Consider the following 19,741-nt stretch of genomic DNA (forward strand, 5'->3'; position numbering starts at 1 on the left):
ACGATCGAGCTTGCTAGTGATGGAGAGAGTGAAGCCGAGAGCTATCGATTGCTGATTTATGGTTCAGCACGTAGTAGTGATCGTCAGTACCTTCACGTAGAGGCATTGAAGGTTTCGCCCTAGAGCTACTGACGTAGCTGTAACAGCGAGAGGAACTCATCCCGCGTCTTTTGGTCAGAACGGAAACTTCCCAGCATTGCGGAAGTTTTCATGAGTGAATTTTGCTTCTCTACGCCCCGCATCATCATGCACATGTGCTGTGCTTCAACGATAACACCCACGCCTTCAGCCTCGGTAACCTCCAAAATGGTTTCGGCGATCTGCGACGTCAGTGATTCCTGAATCTGCAGACGTCGGGCATACATGTCCACTAGCCGGGCAATTTTGGACAATCCGAGCACTTTACCTGTGGGGATGTAGGCCACATGACACTTGCCGATAAAAGGCAGCATGTGATGCTCACACAGAGAGTACATTTCGATATTCTGTACCAGAACCATTTCGTTGCTGTCGGATGGAAACAATGCATTGTTAACGACTTCTTCGACGCTTTGACTGTAGCCTTGAGTCAGGAACTTAAACGCTTTTGCCGCACGCTTAGGCGTGTCTTTGAGACCTGGACGCTCGAGATCTTCACCGATGCCCGCGATAATACTCGCCCAATGCGATTCCATGCTTGTAGTTACTCAGATTCAAAGGAGACCATAGATGGTAGCAATCTCATTCGAGCGCGGCAACGAAGCGTTTTGCGCTGAGCATGGGCTTGATGCAGCCACACCCCCCACCTTGGGCGATGCCTTGGAGCAAGCGCACCTGGCGTTGGATAAAGCAGCGTTGTTTTTTGGTCATGGCAGCGACAGCGCTTGGGATGAGGCGGTCTTTTTGATCTTAAGTGCTTGTGCGCTGCCCTTGGATTCCGGCGATAGCGTGTTGGAGCAACCCTTGAGTGACGATTCCTGGCAGACCGCGTTGCGCTGGCTACAGGGGCGTATCGACGATCGACAGCCTTTACCCTACCTTACCGGTCGTGCTTGGTTCGCCGGTTTGGAGTTCTACTGTGACAAGCGAGCGCTGGTACCACGGTCGCCGCTGGCCGAAGTTATCCGCAACAAATATCGTCCCTGGTGGACAGATGGTGCCCCAACACGGTTGCTTGATTTGTGCTGTGGCGGCGGATGTATTGGCATCGCTGCAGCGTTGTATCAGCCCGATCTGGAGGTATGTATTGCGGATATCGACGGCGATGCTTTGTCGTTGGCGGATGAAAATATCGCGCGTTATGAACTACAGGATAGGGTCAAATCTCGGCAGTCCGATCTTATGGGCGCTCTTGGGGATGAGCGCTTCGACATTATTTTGTGCAACCCTCCTTATGTCGATGCAGCTGATTTGGCCTCGATGCCGGCTGAGTTTCAGTCAGAACCACCTCGAGGGCTTGGGTCTGGTGAGGATGGTCTTGATATGGCACGGCGAATTCTTCGAGATGCCGGCCAACACCTCAGGTCGCAAGGACTTTTGTTTTTGGAAGTGGGTAACTCTTGGGCGGCGTTGGACGATGAGCTTGCTGCAGTTTCTCTGACTTGGGTCGAGTTTAGTGAAGGTGGGCACGGCGTGCTGCTTGTGCGGGCTCCCGAGCTCCCAAACATTGTGAAGCATTTGGCCCTCGCGGAGTAAGCTTGCGCTCTGCAGGGCTCTCAACAACGCGTATAATCACTTTTTTAGAATTCTCGGATTCAAGCATGGCAGGCAATACCTTTGGCACTCTTTTTACGGTGACGACTTTTGGCGAGAGTCACGGTCCGGCATTGGGCGCTATTGTGGACGGCTGTCCTCCAGGGCTGCCGCTTGATAGTGCTGATATGCAGCCTGATCTCGATCGCCGTAAACCGGGTACTTCGCGATTTACCACGCAACGACGTGAGTCCGACGAAGTACGGATCCTATCCGGCGTGTTCGAAGGTGTGACCACGGGTACCCCGATTGGGCTGCTGATTGAGAACGAGGATCAGCGCAGTCGGGATTATGCGGATATCGCGGATCGTATTCGTCCCGCACACGCTGATTACACCTATATGCACAAGTTTGGTATGCGTGATTACCGTGGTGGCGGTCGCTCCTCAGCCCGAGAAACGGCGATGCGAGTCGCAGCAGGGGCTATCGCTAAAAAATTCCTTGCAGGGCAGGGCATTCGGATTCGCGGATATCTGCAGCAGTTAGGCCCTATAACGGCTGAGGTGCTGGACTGGAGCTGCGTAGAAACCAATCCGTTTTTCTGTCCGGACCCCGCAAAAGTGCCGGAGATGGAGACGTTTATGGCTGCACTCAACAAGAGTGGGGACTCCATAGGCGCGCGAATCAATGTAGTGGCAGAAGGCGTTCCCCCGGGTCTCGGTGAACCGGTGTTTGATCGTTTGGACGCGGATATTGCCGCTGCGATGATGAGTATCAACGCGGTCAAGGCGGTAGAGATTGGCGCGGGGTTTGAGAGCGTTGCACATTACGGCAGCGAGCATCGGGACCTGATGACTCCTGAAGGTTTTTTGAGTAACAACGCAGGTGGCGTTCTCGGGGGTATTAGCAGCGGTCAGGACATCACTGTGAGTATGGCCTTGAAGCCTACGTCGAGCATTCGACAGCCGGGTGCCAGCATTAATCATGCAGGTGAAGCTATAGAGGTTGTCACGACCGGTCGTCACGATCCCTGTGTGGGTATTCGCGCTACGCCAATTGCAGAAGCTATGTTGGCGCTGGTATTGATGGATCACTTTCTTCGTCAACGTGCGCAAAATGGCGACGTACAATCGCCGACACCGGTAGTGCCTGCAGAGGCTCCTGGTAAGTCGTGAAGTTTCCTCGGTGGCGTCGCTCGGTGGCGCGAACGACATTGCTTGGCGTAGCCGCGTTGGGCGCCTTACTCTGGGGTGCTGCGACGCAACTGGGTATGGGCATTAACAGCCTGCTTGCGCAGTTTTTTGTGCTGCTGGCGGCTTTTTTACTGCTGATTGTACTTGCGGCTCTTGTCGCCGTACTTCTGGGTCTGTTGCGCCGTCGACGCTAATTGGCCTAGGTCGTTATTCAGCGATCAAGTCAATTTCCAGTGTCATTGCCTCGGCCATTGCATCGAGCTTCCATTCGAGCTCATCGAGCCTGCTGCCCTGATTAAGTTCAATACAGGCCTCGGCCCGAAATAGCGGTTCACCACTCATCGGCGCCGTTTCAACAGCAGTTTCCAGTGAGCGGACGTTAAACCCCGCACTGCGTAGCGCGCGAGTCAACTCTCGAACAATACCGGGTCGATCCGGGCCCATTAGCGTGAGCCTCTGGGTCTCCAGGTAAGCATCAGTAGCGTCGCCGGCGTCCGTGAGGCTAGTGATGATTCCTGCGCTCTCCAGCTCTTTGAGTGCCTCGCGGAGCGCTGTGCGCCTAGATTGGGGGATTTGGGCCTGAAGGACACCTGCAAAGCGGCCTCCCAGGCGGCTCAGCTGAGAGTCCAACCAATTTCCGTCGTGCTCAGAGATCAACTCGCTGAGTTGCTCAATAACGCCGGGACGATCGTCACAAAAAAAACTGATCAAAATGCGGGTCGTCACAGGGTGGTGCTCCACTTTGCTCCATTCAGAGCGTATATTAACGCGTGATTTAGTTTACCGAGGAAGTTTATCAGTGCAAAAGGTAACGGCCCTAGTGGCTAGTTTGGTTCTCGCCCCAGCGATTCTAATATCAACACCGGTTTCTGCCGCGTTGGATTGGGATACTGCGTTGAGCGGAAAGCACCGTAGCGAGAAGAATGCCGCTCGTGATGTATCCAGACATCCACGCGAGACTCTCGAGTTTTTTGGACTTGAAGAGACTATGACCGTGGTAGAGCTGTCGCCGGGTGGTGGTTGGTATACAGAAGTTCTTGCGCCGCTGCTGCGTGAAAATGGCAGTTACTACGCGGCACATAACAGCCCCAACGGCGGTTCTTACTCTCGTCGCTCACTGGGGAGTTACTTGAAGAAGCTCGGTGAAGAAGACGATGTTTACGGGGCGGTAACGGTGACTAAGCTCGGTCCTGCTGAGGCCGTGGTTATTGCACCTGCGGGTACGGCTGACATGGTGCTTGCGTTTAGAAATGTGCACAGCTGGATGCGTGCAGACACATTGGCCAACACTTTATTGGTTGCCTACGATGCGTTAAAGCCCGGCGGTGTGTTTGGCGTGGTGCAGCATCGCGCAACAGATGGGCGGGACCCCGAGCGCATGAAAGCGACGGGTTACGTCAGTGAAGACTATATTATTGCCGCTGCACGTAGCGTGGGCTTTGAGCTAGACGCCCGCTCTGACGTGAACGCTAATGCCAAGGACACGGGTGATTATGCTGACGGTGTCTGGGAGCTTCCGCCCTCACTGCGCACAGCCGATGAAAATCGCGAGGCGCGCATGGCGGTGGGTGAAAGCGATCGTATGACATTGAAGTTTGTGAAGCCGGGAAGCTGATTTGGCTGCCCTTGTCAGAGTGCCGCTTGCGCGTGTTCCCAAGGAGCACCTGCAAGCGCTCCTCGAGGAATACGCCAGTCGCGATGGCACTGATTACGGGGTCGAAGAGACCAATCTTGGTGACCGGGTAGAGCAGCTGTGGATGCAGATGCATGCTGGAAAGCTTCAGTTACTGTTTGACGTGGATTCTGATCAGTGGGATATCGTCACAGCCGACGAAGCCGAGCGGCTTCTTGCAGGCGAAACAGCGTCTTCAGAGTAGCGCAGGGCAGCTGACTCCCTATGAAATTCATCAGAGCAACAGTCTTATGAGCGCACCACAGGCTGATGGCACCTTAGATGCGCGAGGTTTGCGTTGTCCTGAGCCGGTGATGTTGTTATACAAAGCCATGGCGGGCCTTGCTTCTGGTGACCGTCTGTTAGTGCTTGCAACGGACCCTACGACGCAGCACGACATCCCGCAATTTTGTCGGTTTTTGGGTCATGAGTTGGCGCAAAGTGAAGAGCGAGACGATGAATTCCGCTTTATCCTTATCAAAGGAACTTAACGCTGAGACGATCGTTAAGGTTTTCAACGATCTATTTTTGGAAAGTTATTCCACCTGCCTTCAGGGTTCTGCGATCGAACCGCTCTACGAGCCTGAGACAAGAGGTGTCCCCGCACGAATTTCTTTTCGAGCAGACTATGTTTCCAGTGCTCTCCATGAGATCGCACACTGGTCTATTGCCGGGGCCGCACGTCGCGCTCGCATCGATTACGGGTATTGGTATGACCCCGATGGTAGAAGCGAGAAGGCCCAGGCAAACTTTATGGCGGCTGAAGCGTGGCCCCAAGCCCTGGAGTGGTGTTTTTCGCAGGCCTGCGGTATTCCTTTTAGACTGAGTCTCGATAATCTTGACGCGCCTCCGGACCCAGCAGTGAATCAGGCTTTTGCCAGCGCGGTCTTTGAGGAGGCGAATCGATTTGCGCTCCAGGGGCTGCCCCCTCGCGCCATGATGATGTTTCAAGCCTTGGGTGCTGCTAGTGGAACGAAGCTGACTGTGTCTGCGCTGCAGTTTTCTTTAGAGGATTTGCTGTGATTCGAGTGCTGGCTGATGAAAACATGGTGGGTCTGGACTTACTGCCGCCTGGTGAGATGGATATTCGAACGGTGCCCGGACGCTTGATCTCTAGAGACGACTTAAAGGGCGTTGATGTTCTTTGGGTTCGATCGGTTACGGAAGTCAGCGAGGCGCTAGTGAACGACAGTACGCTGCGTTTTGTGGGCACCGCAACAGCAGGGCTGGAGCATATAGATCAAGCAGCGCTCTCGGCGCGAAAGATAGACTTTATGGCAGCGGCTGGCGCCAATGCTAACTCAGTGGTCGAATACGTTCTGGCGTCTCTGGCCGAGCTTGGGGAGCCTTGGGAGCGGCTTGAGAGGGGCGAGACCCTGGGCGTTGTGGGCTGCGGATTCGTGGGTGCTCTACTGGTGTCCGTGGCTCGATCTATGGGTTGGTCCGTCAAAGTGCACGACCCCTGGCTTGCGCAAGACCCCGGCGGTGCGGATGAGGAATGGACTTCTCTTGCTGAAATCCTCGAATGCACTGTGATTAGTCTGCATTGTTCTCTTTGTTACGACCAGCTTTGGCCCAGTTATCACCTGATCGATGCACAAGCCTTGGCATCGCTTGACGGATCACAGTGGCTGGTCAATGCGGCTCGGGGGGCCGTGATTGACAACAGCGCCTTGCTTGAGCATCTTGGCAGTGAGAATCCTGTTAATTGCATACTGGATGTGTGGGAGGGTGAGCCGGAGTTCAACAAAGCGCTTGTTGCTTGCCCTACACTGAAAATCGCTACTGCGCACATTGCTGGGTATAGCTGGGATGCCAAGTGGCAGGCAACTCAGATGCTGTATCTCGGTGTGCTGGATACAGGCCTTGTTCGAACACTGTTGCCGCCGAAGCTGAATGCCCCGAATGTGCTCGAACCTGTATCGGGTATTGGAAGCGATCTTGCACGTCAGCTCATCGGACAGCGGTACAACATTCGTGAAGATGACCGTCAGTTTCGAAGTCTCGCCACTCTGGCGATAGTGGAGCGAGCAGCAGGTTTTGATGCACTTCGTAGAGACTACCCGTGTCGTCGGGAGTTAAGAGGCTCTGAGCTGTTTTTTTCAGGGCCCTCGGCATCCCAAGAACTTACGCGCATCACACAGGCACTGGGTGTCTCAGCTTTAAGTACATAGCACAGCAGTAAAGGCTAAGGCCTTTTTTATCAAAGCGCGGGGCGAAGACGGCAGCTAATTCAATCGCAGCGCTCAAGGCTTCGAAGTGGCTTTTTTAATGCTGAGAGTCAGCTCAATTACTTGAATAAAGCACGAGGTTCGCGGCCGAATCAAGGGACTTCTGGCAAGTCTAAGAGGGGTGTTTCGAGGATCAGGGCCGTCATACAGAGCTTATTGAAGCTCTTGGGACTGAAAACGTGGCTCTACAGTAACGGATCCACCGTTAAAGCAAAAAAAGGCCGATCAGATGATCAGCCCTTTGAATTTGGAGCGGGTGAAGAGATTTGAACTCTCGACATTCTCGTTGGCAACGAGATGCTCTACCCCTGAGCTACACCCGCGAAGTGCTCGCTGTATGTCGTTGGGGAGCAGATTGGGAAGAGAATCCCCGCAAACTCGCTAAACCCCTATAAATACAGTCTCCCGACAAAGAAAATGGCGTCCCCTAGGGGGTTCGAACCCCTGTTACCGCCGTGAAAGGGCGGTGTCCTAGGCCACTAGACGAAGGGGACGCAGTGCTCCTCGTCAGGAGGCGCGCATTGTATGGAGCGAGCTCAGAATCGTCAAGCAAAAAGCGCGGGTTCTTCACCGAAGCTTATTTAGAGGCATTAAGGCGGTAGTCGCGGATGACTCATCGGTTTTCGCCACCGTTAGTGACGCGTTTGGGCCTCCTGCTCATTACTCTGCAAACGGTCTGCCATCGTACGCGCCTCTGCCCAGTTAAAGCGCTGCCCCTGACTATCGGCTGTCCGGCGTTGTTCATCAAGAAGAGTGAACCGTTCGATCTCGTCATCAGGCATAAAGTGCAGGCATTCCTGACCCAGATACCAGAGCAGATCCCGGGGAAACTCTTGGGTGAGTTGGGGGGCAATAGTGAGCATTCGATAGATCAACGCCGGCGCTTCGTCCAGAATCTGTCCTGTATCAGCAGCAAGCTCCCCAAACTGTTGGGCGAGCTCTGCGAGCGTCTCACCCTCAGGTGCCGCAGCATAGGCCTGCAGTCGTTTGTTGAAGGCTTCAAAGAGCGCCATTTGTTCAGTATGGAAGTCTACATCATTCATTGTCGTTTCTCGCTGGGCCTGTTGCGTTTACAATGGTCTGACTTTTCGGGCGATCCGGAAAACCCGCGCTGGTGAGGCGCTGGGCAGTTAAAGAAGCGACTCAGCAATGCTGGCCACTTCCTGCGCCAGAGTTCGTAGCACCTACAGCTTCACACTATTCAGATTAACGAGGGCAGGATGCCAGAGTCCACCGCTGGGAGCACGCCAGCATTAAAAATCGAAAACCTTGAGAAGTCCTACGACAATGGCTTTCAGGCACTTAAGGGTATTAGCCTGGAGGTACAGCAGGGCGATTTCTTTGCGCTGCTGGGCCCTAATGGCGCGGGTAAATCCACGACCATCGGCATCGTCTGCTCCTTGGTGAGCAAAACCGCCGGAAAGGTGGCGGTGCATGGAGTGGATATCGACGAGGATTTTCCGGCCGCGAAAAAGTTTATTGGTATCGTCCCGCAAGAATTTAATTTTAACATGTTCGAGAAAGTCTTCGACATTGTGACCAATCAGGCAGGCTTTTATGGCTTGCCGAGACCGCTGGCTAGTGAGCGGGCGGAAAAGTACCTGCGAGAGCTGGGACTGTGGGATAAGCGGGATGTGACCGGTCGTATGCTCTCTGGGGGTATGAAGCGCCGACTGATGATTGCCCGGGCGCTGGTTCATGAGCCCAAGCTTCTGATTCTTGATGAGCCCACAGCCGGTGTTGATATCGAGATGCGTCGGGGCATGTGGGAGTTTTTGCAAAAACTGAATGCCAATGGGACTACGATTATCCTGACCACGCATTATCTTGAGGAGGCGGAGGCCTTGTGTCGCAATATCGCCATCATCAATCATGGTGCGATAGTGGAGAACACCTCAATTAAGGATTTGCTACGGCGTTTGCAGCGCGAGGTGTTTATTGTGGACAGCGCGGACCCGTTGCCAGAGCAACTCAGTATCGAAAACTTTGAGTTTCGTCGCGCAGATGAGCGCACCCTCGAAATCGAAGTAGAGAAAGGGCAGCACCTGAATGACGTATTTACCGCACTCGATAAAGCAGGCGTTAATGTGGTGAGTTTGCGAAATCGCGCCAATCGTCTCGAAGAGATGTTTGTGAATCTGCTGGAGACGGACGCATGAATACCCAGGAAAAGCTGGTCGCTTTCAAAACCATTTTACGCAAAGAGGTTCGGCGCTTTATCCGGATCTGGCCGCAGACCCTGCTACCGTCTGCAATCACCATGAGCCTGTATTTCGTGATTTTTGGCTCCCTCATTGGATCCCGTATTGGTGAGATGGGCGGATTTAGTTACATGGAGTTCGTGGTCCCGGGATTGATCATGATGGCCATTGTGACTAACTCCTATTCCAATGTAGTTTCCTCGTTTTTTGGCGCCAAGTTCAATCATAGTGTGGAGGAGCTCCTGGTGTCGCCAACCCCCAATTACGTGATTCTTCTGGGTTTTGTGAGTGGCGGTGTGATTCGAGGGCTTTTGGTGGCAACGATCGTAACCAGCGTGTCGATGTTGTTCACGCGTTTACAGATCCACAGTTTCGGTGTGGTCGTGGCCGGCGTTGTTTTGACGTCATTGCTCTTCGCACTTGCGGGCTTTATCAATGCGGTGTTTGCCAATAACTTTGATGATATCTCGATCATTCCGACCTTTGTACTGACACCGCTGATCTATCTGGGAGGGGTGTTTTACTCTCTGGACCTGCTGCCGAGTTTTTGGGCTGGGGTATCCAAGCTCAATCCTCTGGTTTATGTGGTCAATGCCTTTCGCTACGGCGTGTTGGGTGTAGCGGACGTCAGTGTTGGTTTCGCCTTTGCCATGCTCGGTGGTTTTACGGTCGCGGCTTTTGCCTACAGCATGTACCTGCTCAACAGCGGTACGCGCCTGCGTCAGTAAGGTTTGGGTATGGGGGACGATAAGCTGCCTGTGCGTGACTCCTTGCATGGCTCCTTGCACGATAAGGGGCCCTTGTTAGGGCAGCAGGTAGCCGGCAGTAATCATTATGATCCGGGACTGCTGTTTCCTGTGCCGCGGGCAAACGCGCGAGCAAGCCTCCCCGGCAGGGAGTTTTCAGGTTTCGGCGAGGATATCTGGCACGCGTATGAGCTGAGTTGGCTGAGCGCTAAGGGCATGCCGCAGATATTTTTGGGGACGTTTTGTATTCCTGCGGACTCCGTGAACATTATCGAGTCCAAGTCTTTTAAGCTGTATCTTCACTCGCTCAATAACCACGTTTTTGGCAGTAAAGAGACTGCCTGCGAGACGATTGTGGGTGATCTTTCTGTAACCGCCGGAGCGGCTATATCCCTGGCCCTCGGTGGTGTCGATGATGGGCGCTATGGTGGTGTCGTTCCCGAGGGTGACTGCCTTGATGTTCTGGATGTGAGCGTGCCTAAGGTGGCTGATGCGAGTCTTCTGAGCGCTGTAGCCGGGGACTCCTTGGCCTACACGCATTTGATGCGCTCGTTGTGTCCAGTCACAGCGCAGCCAGATTGGGCGACGATGATCATTGAGACCCGAGGGACGTCAGCGGAGCGCGAAGGATTACTTCGCTATCTACTGGCGTATCGGAATCATCAGGAGTTTCATGAACAGTGTGTGGAGAGGGTCTATACTGATCTATGGAAGCAGCTTAATCCTGATTATTTATCTGTTCAGGCACTGTATACCCGGCGTGGGGGTCTCGATATCTGCCCCTGGCGATGCTCAGAAGCACAGCCCGCACCGCAGGGGCGCATGAATCGTCAGTAAGTACGCTCAGCATCGTCAGCTGATTCAGGCCTGACGGCGAATTGAGCAATCAAGAGGATTAATAGCCATGACAAATACCGCATTGATTACCGGCGCTTCCGCAGGCATAGGCGAAGAACTTGCACGAGTACATGCCGAAAAAGGCGGCCACCTGATTCTGGTGGCCCGGCGCAAAGATCGGCTTGAGTCCATCGCAACACAGTTGCGTGCGGAGCATGGCGTACAGGTGCAAGTCATTGCGGCAGACCTTGCCAAGCCCGGCGCCGCCAAGAAATTAATGGCCGACGTAGACGCCCTGGGCACACAGGTTGATGTGCTGATCAATAACGCGGGTTTCGGTGGTCATGGCAAGTTTCACGAGAGCGGCCTTGAGCGCGACCAACGCATGATGCAGTTGAACATGGTCGCATTGACCGAGCTGGCTTATTACTTTGCCCAGGGCATGGTGGAGCGAGGCGCGGGCAAAATTTTAAACGTAGGCTCTACCGCGGGTTTTCTTCCTGGCCCCTTGCAGGCTGTGTACTACGCGAGCAAGGCCTATGTGAATTCCTTCTCTCAAGCAATTGCCAACGAGCTTGAGGGGACTGGTGTAACCGTGACAGTGCTCTGTCCAGGGCCGGTGGCTACGGAGTTCCAAGAGGCGGGGGACTTGGCTGGCGTGAAAGGTTTCGATCTTGCTGCTGACGTACGCTCTGTCGCGCTGTGCGGTTACCGCGCGATGGAGCGAGGCGAACTGCTGGTGGTGAACGACCGCAAGATAGGCGTGTTACTGGGGGGCGTATTACCGTTCCTGTCGCGCAAGAGCATCTTACGGATGTCTCGCAAAACTATGGAGAAAAGTAGCTAAGGACGCAGGACCTGCGCCTCTAGCGCCACCTCAGCCGCTCTGCCTGGGCGGTTGCTGTCGTTTTAATCCCGACCAAAGTTCTGTAGCACTGCGGCGTACACGCCGATGGCTGACAGTAGATTGCCCAAGCGCATGTTCTCGTTGCGTCCGTGTTGATTGTTGTCGTGGTTGGCAATGGGTAGCAGCACAATTGGCATGTCCAGTTCCTGATCAAACAGGTGCACCGGAAGACTTCCCCCCAAGGTAGGCGTCAACAGCGGCGCCGTGCCGTCGTACTCAGTGAGTATGCGCGTGAGTCGCTGTGCCGCTTCGCTGTCAAGACTGCTGCGATAGGCCGGATAGCCGCTGGTCCAGTCCACCTTTATGACACCCGGGTGGGCTCTGAGTATCTCCTGGGTGGGTTCTTCATGCGTGACGTAAAAGCCCTGGGTGGCGAAATGTGCTTCTAAGGTCTCGCGAACATGCGCAATGGTTTGTACGGGCACCAGTCGCAAGTCCAAAGATGCCCGTGCTTTGGACATGATGATATTGCGCGCTTGATCGTCGACACCGCCGGCCTGAAAGCCCACGATGTTGATCGCCGGTTGCATGATGGCCAGTTCAATACGTTTGCCGGCACCTTCCACACGCCCCAAAGCCAATTCATCCTGAAGCTGTGCATCAACCGAAGGAATTGCAGCGATGGCGACTTGCTCTGCTTCGCTTATGGGCGTGACCTCATCCAGGTAGCCCGCGACCTGAATGTTGCCGTCCATATCCTTCATGGTCGCCAGCAGGCGCATGAGTGCATCGGTAGGGTGGGGCGCCCAATTGCCGTAGTGCCCCGAATGAAGAGGCCTGGAAGGGCCGTAGACGGTTAGATTGACGCCCATGTCGCCACGTACGCCAAAGACCAGCTGACGAAGCCCGCTTTGATGCATCGGACCGTCGCAGAACAGTAGTAGGTCTGCACTGAGGTAGTCAGCGTTCTCTTTTAGGATTTTTTCTACGGTTGGACTGCCGAACTCTTCTTCCCCATCGAGGATGAGCTTTACATTGACGCTAGCGTCCAGGCCAGCACTCTCCATGGCATCGATTGCGTGCATTAAGCCAATGACCGGGGCTTTGTCATCCCCCGCTGAACGGGCATAGACACGCCACTCGGGGTCAATAGCCTTTGTACCTGCCTCGGCCCAGTCGAGGGTGTCGGTCCCGTTCTTCAATGTTGGCTCGAAGGGCGGTGTCGCCCAGTTTGCAGGCTCTACGGGCTGGCCGTCGTAATGCGCATAGATCAGAACGGTCTTTTGGGCTTTGGGACTTATTCGTTCCGCCAGAATGTACGGCGCTCCGCCTGCACTCACAATCTTTGATGTGAACCCCCGCTCGCCAATATAGGCTGAAATCCAGGCTGCATTTTTTTGCATATCCTCAGGAACCGTAGATACGTTCGGCATACTGAGTAATTCACGAAAGTCCTTGAGAATCTCGCCGCCTTGCCTGTCGATGTGCGAGTTGACGGCGGCTCTGAGCGCATCCGTATCTGCGTCGGCGGCTGAGCTTGGCATCCCAGCCGTAAATATCAGTGGTGACAAGGCGAATGCCAGGGAGGCGGAGAGAGTGTGAGCGCGCAGCATGCGATGTCCTTTTGTTAGAGGCCACGAAAGATACTACGACGAGGGAATAACCGACAGGGGTGTCTAGCGCCGGGATGGAGCTTTCTGTATTATGCGCGCCCTTATGGAGAGGTGGCCGAGTGGTCGAAGGCGCACGCCTGGAAAGCGTGTAACGGGTAACCGTTCGAGGGTTCGAATCCCTCCTTCTCCGCCAAAAATCAGAAAAGGACCCCTCGTGGGTCCTTTTCTGATTTTGGGGGAGCAGGCGGTGTGGACGAACGCTCTGGTTCGACAAAACGCGACTTAAGGAGCGGTTTTGGGCTCTACCCACTTAAAGGAGCCTGCGCCGCCGCCCCACAGGGGTGAAAACAGCCCCTAGGCTGTTTGAATCAATCCCTCCTTCTCCGCCATTTTTTGGGACTTGCCTCGCTGTTGTGTGACCCACATCACACAGGCTTGATTGTCCCTGTGAGCCATCGCCCATTTTCGGTGCTGCTCTCTTTTTGCGGTGGGCCCGCAGCCCTATTCTGGCCACTGATATCTATCTCGCCGCTTCGCGCCTTTGCGGACATGAGACCAGCATTTAGAGGCAACATATGTTTAGCAAACCATTTCTGACACTCACCGCGCTTATGACGTTCGGGTTCGCAAGCACCTTTGCACAAGCTGGGCTTATTAATCTGGTTCAAAACGGCGAGTTTGAAAATACGGGCGTTAAGCCGGGTAGATGGGCGCCCGTTGGGGATGTCCCGCACTGGTATAGCGGCGAGGGTAAAATCGAGATTTGGGCTGAGAGCTTTCAATGGGGCAAGCAGAAGGGTAGTGATGGGCTGGCAACAGGCCAACACGCAGAGATTACCTGGAGAACAGACAAAGTCGATAAGGCCAATATCTGGACGCAGTTTGTTATTCCCAAGGCTTTTTCTTACGGTTCAACGGCGCTTTTTAGTTTCGACTACCAGAACCGTAAATCCAAGGGGATTCTCGGCAGTGTTGAAGTCAACGGGAAGGAGTTTGCGTCATTTAGCGGCTCAAGCGCTGGATCATGGTCAGCGATGAACCTCGATGTCGCAGGCTTATCGGCAGGCGATAACGTCCGTTTGCTGTTTCAGTCCCAAGGTGGCGGTTCTTCAGGTGGCCACATCGACCAAGTTGAATTTAATGTAGCGGTACCTATCCCAGGAACCGTCGCGCTTGTGGGGCTCGGTCTTGCAGGCTTGGGTTTTTCACGCCGGAAAAAGTAACCACGCAGTACCTGCCAATACAGGGGTCACTAGCACCGTGCGAATAACAAAGATCTGAAAAAGCTGCAGTACAGTCACCGGGAGTCCGACTCTTAAGACAACCAGCCCGGTCTCTGTCATATAGATCAGCTGACACAGCGATAGGCCTGCCAGTATAAAACGCATGCGATCACTCGAAATTTCGCTGGCTACAATCGTTGGGATGTACTGATCCATAAAGCCAAACAGAAAGCCCGGGGCGATGCGCGCGGCATCAGTCACATCAAAAAGCGTCAGCATCCAGGCGATGGGCATAGAGATCCACGCAGCAATCGGTGAATGAAAAGCGATTACCGCCGTGAGTGTGCCCAGCGCGATCAGTGGTCCCATCAAACCAAACAACTGCTCAAGCAGCATGTGCGTCGCCGAACGCAGCATCGCGCCGACGCTCGGTGCATTCGCAGCGGCGCTGAGTGCATTGTCGAGGCAGCGCCGAAGCAGCGGGTCGCCAGGTTCTTCATCGACACTTTGGCTCGGTGAACCATCAATGTAGCAATCAGCGATACGGCTTACCGGAGGTAGGCGCGGCACGATGGCAGCGCAAAAGATACAAGCCACAACACTGCATAGGTACCACTCGATGAAGTAGTCGCCTACGCCGCTGACGTTTGCGATCACCAGTGCAAAGGGTAGCGACACCACTGAGAAGTTGGTGGCGACAGTGACCGCTTCCCGGCCGGTGTAAAACCCCCGTTTGTATTGCTGCCCCGTGACCAGTATTCCGATGGTGCTTGCAGAGATAAACGAAGCTGTGGCATCGACCGCGGCGCGACCTGGCAAGCGAAACAGGCGCCGAAAAGCGGGTGCTACGAGGGTCCCGAAGAAATCCATTGCGCCAAACTCTGTCAGCAAAGGCATGAGAAAGCACGCGGGAATTAAGACGATGGAAAACGCAATGGCGAGTTCTTCGACCAGAATAATGCCGGTATCTTCGAGTCTTAGAACTTCGGGTCCTACTTCGAAGTAAACCATCAGGGCGATGACGGCGCCGATGATTCGCAAGGCGAGCCAGGCGGGTTCTGCCGCGGCAACCGCGTAAAGCATGGGCCGGGTGTCTCGCCACTGAGGTTTTACTATCGTATGAAATACCGCCAACAAGGCGCCGATGATGGCGATCCCGACCATTGCTTCAACCAACACAAATCCCAGATGAAGGTTCACCCAATCTGAATACAGGCTGAAAAGAACGGTGAGGCCGTCATCAAGCGGTAGGGGTACCAGAAAAATCAGGAGTCCAGCGATGGAGGGGAGCAAAAAGCGCAGTAAAGCTTCTGCTCCGATTCTTTTATCACCTGCCTTGCCTGTGTTCGCCATTGCCGTAGAGTCAATCTCGTTTCGCAAGTAAGACGAGCAGAGTACATGACTGAAAAATTGTTTAGGGGTTTTCTGATAGTCGCGGCGACGGCCTTTACCGTCGTCTTTAGTATTGTGGTTGTTCCTCCGCTGCTCATTAATCCAGATGTGTTGGGGGCTTTGCGGCGGGCTTTGTAAACCCCTTTGCCAGTGGCTATTCCACCGACGTGTTCTTTTGCTGGGGGATTCTTGCAGCCTGGGTTCTGTTCGAGGCCAAGACTCTGGATGTTAGGCATGGCTGGATCTGTCTGGCGCTGGGTATTGTGTCTGGGGTCGCGGTAGATTTCGCTTTGTATCTATTGTTGTGGCATCGTCAGCTTCTACAGATCCACGTCGAAAAAACCTAAGGACTTCATAGGTACTTTTGCTCAGCAGTACGAACCTTCTCCAGGTAGCGACGGGTTTCCGCGAAGGGGTGTTTCCTGGTGAGTTGCTCGTATACCTGGCTTGGCGTCATCCCATTGATTTTGCGTAGCGCGGTGGCGTTAGTGGAGCTGAATGTCTTAAGGGCGCTGCCGGCGCCGCCGTTATAGGCTGATATCGTGGTGTATTCGCGACTGCTAGCGTTGCTAATCTCTGACAGATAAGTGTCGCTTAGGAGGTGGAGGTACGCGCTGCCAATATCGATGTTGAAGTCAGCGTTAAAGAGCTGTTGTTTAGTCGGTTCGCCACTTTGTTTTTTGATGCGCTCAAACACATCCCGTCCCGCCGATGATGGCACGATCTGCATAAGGCCATAAGCGCTGGCCGAGCTTACCGCATAAGGGTTGAAAGCGCTTTCGACTTCTATAACCGCATAGATCAAAGACGGCGAGACCCCGTAGCGACGAGAGGCGCCGAGCACATAGTCGGCATACTCGAGCTCGCGAAGATGTAAGTGGTCATCCACAAGGCTCACTCGAACACTGCGCAGGTCCTTGCCGTTTTGCTGCGTAGTAAGAAGCTGGGCCTGAATCAGATAATCAGCAAAGCGTTCGGCCCGCCATTGCCATCGGATGGCCTGGCCTTCGGTATCCAGAACTTGCCCTAAGAGAAAAGGTTCACCGTCCACGGGGGGCGCGGCATCGGTGAAGATGTCCTCGACCGTCATATCGCGAGTGGTTAGCAGCGTATTGACGATGGCCTGTCGAAGTTTGTCCGAGGGGTTCTCGGTTGCAATGGTTTCAACTTGAAGCCAGCCCTCATCAAAGTCCACGATGGCTCGCGCCTCGAAGGCATTACTGTACTTGACGTATCGATGTTCCGAGGCGACTTCTGGCTCTTTTTCTCCCCAGACATCCACAAGAATTTTGCTGACGGCAGCTATCAGTTTGGGCAAGCCTTCGACATCTGTAGGGATTCCCTGTTGCTGAAGTTGGTCTTCTAGCACGGCGCGGGCGATACGTTCGGGATCGCCGCTTAAGGTCGCATCAATCACTGTTTGCGAGGGATTCGCGCAACTGCTGACGAGCAGCGTGAGCATAAGGGCGGGGCCTAAGAACAGGTTTTTCATTGATGGCAGACGCGTACAGATAGATATCTGCAGCATACCTGTTTTGAAATCCGATGCTTGAGCTGGCTCTTGTGTCCTTCCCGATTTTGATATTCAGGAAGGTACGACAAAGCCTGTACAACGGCAGGCCAATGGGAAGCTGGGGGCGTAAGTATTTCCTAGCAATACCTTGACGGCGTCACAGCACGAGCCGCAATGGCATGCTCAATCATTCTTTGATATCCGTAACACGAAAAGGACCCAAGTCATGAAATTACTAAGAACGATTCAGGTGGCCGCTGTACTGCTGTTGGCCACAGCGTTCGCCCAGGCTGCCCACCACGAGGGTGGTCACGACGAGATGGATAAAGGCACCATCGTAGAAATCGCAGCAGGCAATGACGATTTCTCTACCTTAGTAGCAGCCCTCACAGCAGCAGGACTTGTGGACGTACTGTCTGGCGAGGGTCCATTCACTGTGTTTGCCCCGACCAATGAGGCATTTGCGAAATTACCTGCTGGCACTGTAGAAACACTGCTCAAGCCGGAGAACAAGGACCAGTTGGTTGCTGTGCTGACGTATCACGTCGTGGCAGGAAAAGTGATGGCTGCCGACGTAGTCACCCTGGATTCAGCGGTCACCGTGCAGGGCGAGTCTGTGAGCATTGAAGTCGGTGATGCCGGCGTGTCTGTCGATAACGCGATGGTCGTAGTCACCGATATCGAGGCGTCAAATGGCGTCATTCACGTGATCGACACGGTGATTCTGCCGGGCGCCTAAAGGCCCCGATTAGCGCGTTAGTGGCATCGAGAGATTGATGCCTGATGATATTGGGCCCACCTCGGTGGGCTTTTTTGTGTCCTACCCAAAACTAGCCGTTATTACACGAGCACCCTGTAATCAGTCAGTTTGATACTGAATCATGACTTCGTTGCGGCGCAGTAAAGGCAGTGTCCAGGGTGGGTTGTAGCGTGCGAGTTCGGGAGAGCCAACGGCGATGATGTTCCGCTCCCTAAGCCATTCTTGTAACTCAGTAATTCTTGCAGCTCGTTTTTTTTCACTAGCCACGCCAGAGAATCGCAGTACGGCGTAGTGAGCTCCCGGTACTTCGCGGAGGGTGACTGCAGGATTGTTGGGTATAGGTAGCGTGTCCATGGTGTATTCGCTGGGCATTACAAAGTGAACGCGCCACTGCTCACCGATTTTTTCGGTAGTGACTGGTGAGGTCATATCAATTTTTTGGGGCACGGCCTGCATGGTTACCGGTGCGGTCATACTGATCTTTTCGACCTCCCCGGATCGAGAACTGTTTTTGCCAAAAATATAGCCCGCGATGAGACGAAAACCCTGAGTGGATGCGCTATCCATCTCTCCGGACACCAGTGTCTCGGCTATGATCATGGGGTCGTAGGCACGCAGCTCAAACTCACCCGTTTTTTCGAGCAAGGTATAGCCGGGTTCATCGATTGCCATGCTGGGTCCTGCGAGAGCTAAAAGAAGCACGCTTAGTAATAAGGGTCTCACTGTCGTCTGCCTTGTTTGGGTTCAATGTGCCTGCGGCTCGCAGGCCATGTATCGATACTAGTGTACTGACTTGCGTTGCCTTCCCAAACGAGCAAGTAGGACTTCGGTTAATGACGGTAGTCTTCGACACACTCCGCGCTTCGGTTTAATCTGCTTCACGCACTCACCTATTCAAGAACACTCGCGTGCCTGCGAAGTCGTCATAAGAAGGTGTGTTGATTCGTCGTACTCAAGGAATTGTTCCGTTGTGAAAATCCGTCTTCTTTCCGCGCTGTTAGTACTCTGCCTGAGCCAGCAACTCATGTCTCAACCGAATCTGCAGTTACCCCCGCGGAGCATCGGACCGGCGGGTATGAGTGGTCGCATTACTTCCATAGCCGTGGTGCTGTCTGACAAAGATGTTTGGTACATCGGATCTGCATCCGGCGGCCTGTGGAAGACGGTGAATGCCGGGACGACCTTTGAGCCCATATTCGATGCCCAGCCCGTGCAGTCTATTGGCGCGGTTGCGGTAGCCCCCTCTAATCCTGATGTAATTTATGTGGGTACGGGGGAGGGAAATCCGCGCAACTCTCAATCAAGCGGTAACGGGCTCTATAAGAGTGTGGACGCCGGTCTAAGCTGGACACATCTCGGACTCGAAGAGAGTCGCAACATCCATCGCTTGATCGTTCATCCTAACAATGACCAGATTGTGTGGGCAGGCATTCTTGGTGATCCCTTTAACCCAAGCGACACCCGAGGGGCCTACAAGTCTATCGATGGAGGCGAAACCTGGAGGCAGGTTCTTAGCAGTAATGACCGCAGCGGTATTGCGGATTTGGTGATTGATCCAGTTAATCCGGATAAGTTGATGGCAGCGCTGTGGGAGTTTGAGCGCAGTCCCTGGGATTCGTCATCCGGCGGTATGGGTTCGGGTTTGTTTGTCAGTCACGATGGTGGCGACTCCTGGATAGAGTTCGATCAACGTTCTGGATTGCCTGCTAAGCCCTACGGCCGCATCGGTCTGGCCATTGCGGCATCCAATACCGATCGGGTTTACGCCTTAGTGGAGTCTCAAAAGAATGCGCTGTATCGATCGGACGATGGTGGCGACTCCTGGGAAATAGTGAACACCGA

General features: G+C 54.1%; 23 protein-coding genes, 3 tRNA genes and 1 pseudogene. 18 read left to right on the forward strand and 9 right to left on the reverse strand.

The features are described from left to right. Positions 1–125: 125 nt before the first annotated feature. A complete protein-coding gene (gene folE, locus ACI9KD_RS12970; protein ID WP_414981601.1) occupies positions 126–674 on the reverse strand; it encodes a GTP cyclohydrolase I FolE in 549 nt (182 codons plus the stop codon). Between the two features lie 34 nt (positions 675–708). On the opposite strand from folE, the gene prmB reads away from it, so the two are divergent. The 3 genes from prmB to ACI9KD_RS12985 all read left to right on the forward strand — a co-directional run bounded on the left by prmB (position 709) and on the right by ACI9KD_RS12985 (position 3,058). After that, on the forward strand, positions 709–1,674 hold the full coding sequence (gene prmB, locus ACI9KD_RS12975; protein ID WP_414981602.1) for a 50S ribosomal protein L3 N(5)-glutamine methyltransferase: 966 nt from the start codon (positions 709–711) through the stop codon (positions 1,672–1,674). A 65-nt stretch (positions 1,675–1,739) separates the two neighbouring features. After that, positions 1,740–2,846, forward strand: coding sequence for a chorismate synthase (aroC, locus tag ACI9KD_RS12980; protein WP_414981603.1), 1,107 nt, complete (start codon positions 1,740–1,742; stop codon positions 2,844–2,846). After that, complete coding sequence (locus ACI9KD_RS12985; protein ID WP_414981604.1) at positions 2,843–3,058, forward strand: hypothetical protein; 216 nt, start codon at positions 2,843–2,845, stop codon at positions 3,056–3,058. Before aroC ends, ACI9KD_RS12985 begins: the two co-directional genes overlap by 4 nt. 13 nt (positions 3,059–3,071) lie before the next feature. On the opposite strand, the gene ACI9KD_RS12990 is transcribed toward ACI9KD_RS12985, so the two are convergent. Then, positions 3,072–3,590 (reverse strand): glycine cleavage system protein R, encoded by a 519-nt coding sequence (locus ACI9KD_RS12990; RefSeq protein ID WP_414981605.1) that lies wholly within the window; start codon positions 3,588–3,590, stop codon positions 3,072–3,074. A gap of 73 nt (positions 3,591–3,663) precedes the next feature. On the opposite strand from ACI9KD_RS12990, the gene ACI9KD_RS12995 reads away from it, so the two are divergent. From ACI9KD_RS12995 to ACI9KD_RS13015, 5 genes are read left to right on the forward strand one after another with little or no spacing between them, the layout of a single operon-like run. After that, positions 3,664–4,479, forward strand: coding sequence for a class I SAM-dependent methyltransferase (locus ACI9KD_RS12995; RefSeq protein ID WP_414981606.1), 816 nt, complete (start codon positions 3,664–3,666; stop codon positions 4,477–4,479). 1 nt (position 4,480) lies between these two features. Next, a complete protein-coding gene (locus ACI9KD_RS13000) occupies positions 4,481–4,741 on the forward strand; it encodes a YheU family protein (protein ID WP_414981607.1) in 261 nt (86 codons plus the stop codon). Positions 4,742–4,787: 46 nt separating this feature from the next. Continuing rightward, positions 4,788–5,027 (forward strand): sulfurtransferase TusA, encoded by a 240-nt coding sequence (gene tusA / locus ACI9KD_RS13005; RefSeq protein ID WP_414981608.1) that lies wholly within the window; start codon positions 4,788–4,790, stop codon positions 5,025–5,027. Next, entirely contained in the window at positions 4,993–5,559 is a 567-nt protein-coding gene (locus tag ACI9KD_RS13010; RefSeq protein WP_414981609.1) for an elongation factor P hydroxylase, read from the forward strand. Before tusA ends, ACI9KD_RS13010 begins: the two co-directional genes overlap by 35 nt. Next, positions 5,556–6,710: a 4-phosphoerythronate dehydrogenase gene (locus ACI9KD_RS13015; protein WP_414981610.1), complete on the forward strand. Its 1,155-nt coding sequence runs from the start codon at positions 5,556–5,558 to the stop codon at positions 6,708–6,710. The genes ACI9KD_RS13010 and ACI9KD_RS13015 overlap by 4 nt, the downstream gene beginning before the upstream one ends. A 305-nt stretch (positions 6,711–7,015) precedes the next feature. Here ACI9KD_RS13015 and ACI9KD_RS13020 read toward each other — a convergent pair. From ACI9KD_RS13020 to ACI9KD_RS13030, 3 genes are all read right to left on the reverse strand, one after another. Then, positions 7,016–7,090: transfer RNA gene (locus ACI9KD_RS13020), tRNA-Gly, on the reverse strand. 95 nt (positions 7,091–7,185) lie between these two features. Further along, positions 7,186–7,261 (reverse strand) — tRNA-Glu (locus ACI9KD_RS13025). A 138-nt stretch (positions 7,262–7,399) separates the two neighbouring features. Further along, entirely contained in the window at positions 7,400–7,810 is a 411-nt protein-coding gene (locus ACI9KD_RS13030; RefSeq protein WP_414981611.1) for a PA2817 family protein, read from the reverse strand. A gap of 177 nt (positions 7,811–7,987) precedes the next feature. On the opposite strand from ACI9KD_RS13030, the gene ACI9KD_RS13035 reads away from it, so the two are divergent. The 4 genes from ACI9KD_RS13035 to ACI9KD_RS13050 all read left to right on the forward strand — a co-directional run bounded on the left by ACI9KD_RS13035 (position 7,988) and on the right by ACI9KD_RS13050 (position 11,398). Next, positions 7,988–8,926 (forward strand): ABC transporter ATP-binding protein, encoded by a 939-nt coding sequence (locus tag ACI9KD_RS13035; RefSeq protein ID WP_414981612.1) that lies wholly within the window; start codon positions 7,988–7,990, stop codon positions 8,924–8,926. Further along, positions 8,923–9,696 (forward strand): ABC transporter permease, encoded by a 774-nt coding sequence (locus ACI9KD_RS13040; RefSeq protein WP_414981613.1) that lies wholly within the window; start codon positions 8,923–8,925, stop codon positions 9,694–9,696. The genes ACI9KD_RS13035 and ACI9KD_RS13040 overlap by 4 nt, the downstream gene beginning before the upstream one ends. 9 nt (positions 9,697–9,705) lie before the next feature. Continuing rightward, positions 9,706–10,551, forward strand: a complete 846-nt coding sequence (locus ACI9KD_RS13045) for an NADPH-dependent 7-cyano-7-deazaguanine reductase QueF (RefSeq protein ID WP_414981614.1) — start codon at positions 9,706–9,708, stop codon at positions 10,549–10,551. A 67-nt stretch (positions 10,552–10,618) separates the two neighbouring features. Further along, a complete protein-coding gene (locus ACI9KD_RS13050; RefSeq protein ID WP_414981615.1) occupies positions 10,619–11,398 on the forward strand; it encodes an SDR family NAD(P)-dependent oxidoreductase in 780 nt (259 codons plus the stop codon). Positions 11,399–11,460: 62 nt separating this feature from the next. Here ACI9KD_RS13050 and ACI9KD_RS13055 read toward each other — a convergent pair whose 3' ends face one another. Beyond that, positions 11,461–13,011, reverse strand: a complete 1,551-nt coding sequence (locus ACI9KD_RS13055; protein ID WP_414981616.1) for a M20/M25/M40 family metallo-hydrolase — start codon at positions 13,009–13,011, stop codon at positions 11,461–11,463. Positions 13,012–13,116: 105 nt separating this feature from the next. Here ACI9KD_RS13055 and ACI9KD_RS13060 point away from each other — a divergent pair. Beyond that, positions 13,117–13,204: transfer RNA gene (locus ACI9KD_RS13060), tRNA-Ser, on the forward strand. A gap of 382 nt (positions 13,205–13,586) precedes the next feature. After that, positions 13,587–14,234 (forward strand): PEP-CTERM sorting domain-containing protein, encoded by a 648-nt coding sequence (locus tag ACI9KD_RS13065; RefSeq protein ID WP_414981617.1) that lies wholly within the window; start codon positions 13,587–13,589, stop codon positions 14,232–14,234. Here ACI9KD_RS13065 and ACI9KD_RS13070 read toward each other — a convergent pair. Further along, positions 14,217–15,587 carry a YjiH family protein gene (locus ACI9KD_RS13070; protein ID WP_414981618.1) on the reverse strand — a complete coding sequence of 457 codons (1,371 nt, stop codon included), beginning with the start codon at positions 15,585–15,587 and terminating at the stop codon, positions 14,217–14,219. The two genes, ACI9KD_RS13065 and ACI9KD_RS13070, sit on opposite strands and share 18 nt — an antisense overlap. Positions 15,588–15,632: 45 nt before the next feature. Here ACI9KD_RS13070 and ACI9KD_RS13075 point away from each other — a divergent pair, with 45 nt between their 5' ends. Then, positions 15,633–15,764 (forward strand): hypothetical protein, encoded by a 132-nt coding sequence (locus ACI9KD_RS13075; protein ID WP_414981619.1) that lies wholly within the window; start codon positions 15,633–15,635, stop codon positions 15,762–15,764. Positions 15,765–15,793: 29 nt separating this feature from the next. Then, the gene (locus ACI9KD_RS13080; protein ID WP_414981620.1) at positions 15,794–15,973 is read left to right on the forward strand and encodes a DUF2834 domain-containing protein; all 180 of its coding nucleotides are present in this window, start codon (positions 15,794–15,796) and stop codon (positions 15,971–15,973) included. Between the two features lie 5 nt (positions 15,974–15,978). Here the strand turns inward: ACI9KD_RS13080 and ACI9KD_RS13085 are convergent, their stop codons facing one another. Continuing rightward, the gene (locus tag ACI9KD_RS13085; protein WP_414981621.1) at positions 15,979–17,088 is read right to left on the reverse strand and encodes a murein transglycosylase domain-containing protein; all 1,110 of its coding nucleotides are present in this window, start codon (positions 17,086–17,088) and stop codon (positions 15,979–15,981) included. A 277-nt stretch (positions 17,089–17,365) separates the two neighbouring features. Here ACI9KD_RS13085 and ACI9KD_RS13090 point away from each other — a divergent pair, with 277 nt between their 5' ends. Next, entirely contained in the window at positions 17,366–17,878 is a 513-nt protein-coding gene (locus ACI9KD_RS13090) for a fasciclin domain-containing protein (protein WP_414981622.1), read from the forward strand. A gap of 120 nt (positions 17,879–17,998) precedes the next feature. On the opposite strand, the gene ACI9KD_RS13095 is transcribed toward ACI9KD_RS13090, so the two are convergent. Beyond that, entirely contained in the window at positions 17,999–18,571 is a 573-nt protein-coding gene (locus ACI9KD_RS13095) for an SOUL family heme-binding protein (RefSeq protein WP_414981623.1), read from the reverse strand. A 298-nt stretch (positions 18,572–18,869) separates the two neighbouring features. On the opposite strand from ACI9KD_RS13095, the pseudogene ACI9KD_RS13100 reads away from it, so the two are divergent. Continuing rightward, positions 18,870–19,741 (forward strand): annotated as a pseudogene (locus ACI9KD_RS13100) (glycosyl hydrolase); the annotation flags it as partial.

The organism is Congregibacter sp. (assembly GCF_047617445.1).
Lineage (GTDB): Bacteria > Pseudomonadota > Gammaproteobacteria > Pseudomonadales > Halieaceae > Congregibacter.

Excerpts from the sequence above, each read along its gene's own strand:
- folE (WP_414981601.1), bottom strand. The coding sequence starts at position 674 with ATGGAATCGCATTGGGCGAGTATTATCGCGGGCATCGGTGAAGATCTC.
- prmB (WP_414981602.1), top strand. The coding sequence starts at position 709 with ATGGTAGCAATCTCATTCGAGCGCGGCAACGAAGCGTTTTGCGCTGAG.
- aroC (WP_414981603.1), top strand. The coding sequence starts at position 1,740 with ATGGCAGGCAATACCTTTGGCACTCTTTTTACGGTGACGACTTTTGGC.
- tusA (WP_414981608.1), top strand. The coding sequence starts at position 4,788 with ATGAGCGCACCACAGGCTGATGGCACCTTAGATGCGCGAGGTTTGCGT.
- ACI9KD_RS13010 (WP_414981609.1), top strand. The coding sequence starts at position 4,993 with ATGAATTCCGCTTTATCCTTATCAAAGGAACTTAACGCTGAGACGATC.
- ACI9KD_RS13030 (WP_414981611.1), bottom strand. The coding sequence starts at position 7,810 with ATGAATGATGTAGACTTCCATACTGAACAAATGGCGCTCTTTGAAGCC.
- ACI9KD_RS13035 (WP_414981612.1), top strand. The coding sequence starts at position 7,988 with ATGCCAGAGTCCACCGCTGGGAGCACGCCAGCATTAAAAATCGAAAAC.
- ACI9KD_RS13040 (WP_414981613.1), top strand. The coding sequence starts at position 8,923 with ATGAATACCCAGGAAAAGCTGGTCGCTTTCAAAACCATTTTACGCAAA.
- ACI9KD_RS13045 (WP_414981614.1), top strand. The coding sequence starts at position 9,706 with ATGGGGGACGATAAGCTGCCTGTGCGTGACTCCTTGCATGGCTCCTTG.
- ACI9KD_RS13050 (WP_414981615.1), top strand. The coding sequence starts at position 10,619 with ATGACAAATACCGCATTGATTACCGGCGCTTCCGCAGGCATAGGCGAA.
- ACI9KD_RS13055 (WP_414981616.1), bottom strand. The coding sequence starts at position 13,011 with ATGCTGCGCGCTCACACTCTCTCCGCCTCCCTGGCATTCGCCTTGTCA.
- ACI9KD_RS13065 (WP_414981617.1), top strand. The coding sequence starts at position 13,587 with ATGTTTAGCAAACCATTTCTGACACTCACCGCGCTTATGACGTTCGGG.
- ACI9KD_RS13070 (WP_414981618.1), bottom strand. The coding sequence starts at position 15,587 with ATGGCGAACACAGGCAAGGCAGGTGATAAAAGAATCGGAGCAGAAGCT.
- ACI9KD_RS13075 (WP_414981619.1), top strand. The coding sequence starts at position 15,633 with ATGACTGAAAAATTGTTTAGGGGTTTTCTGATAGTCGCGGCGACGGCC.
- ACI9KD_RS13085 (WP_414981621.1), bottom strand. The coding sequence starts at position 17,088 with ATGCTCACGCTGCTCGTCAGCAGTTGCGCGAATCCCTCGCAAACAGTG.
- ACI9KD_RS13090 (WP_414981622.1), top strand. The coding sequence starts at position 17,366 with ATGAAATTACTAAGAACGATTCAGGTGGCCGCTGTACTGCTGTTGGCC.
- ACI9KD_RS13095 (WP_414981623.1), bottom strand. The coding sequence starts at position 18,571 with ATGGCAATCGATGAACCCGGCTATACCTTGCTCGAAAAAACGGGTGAG.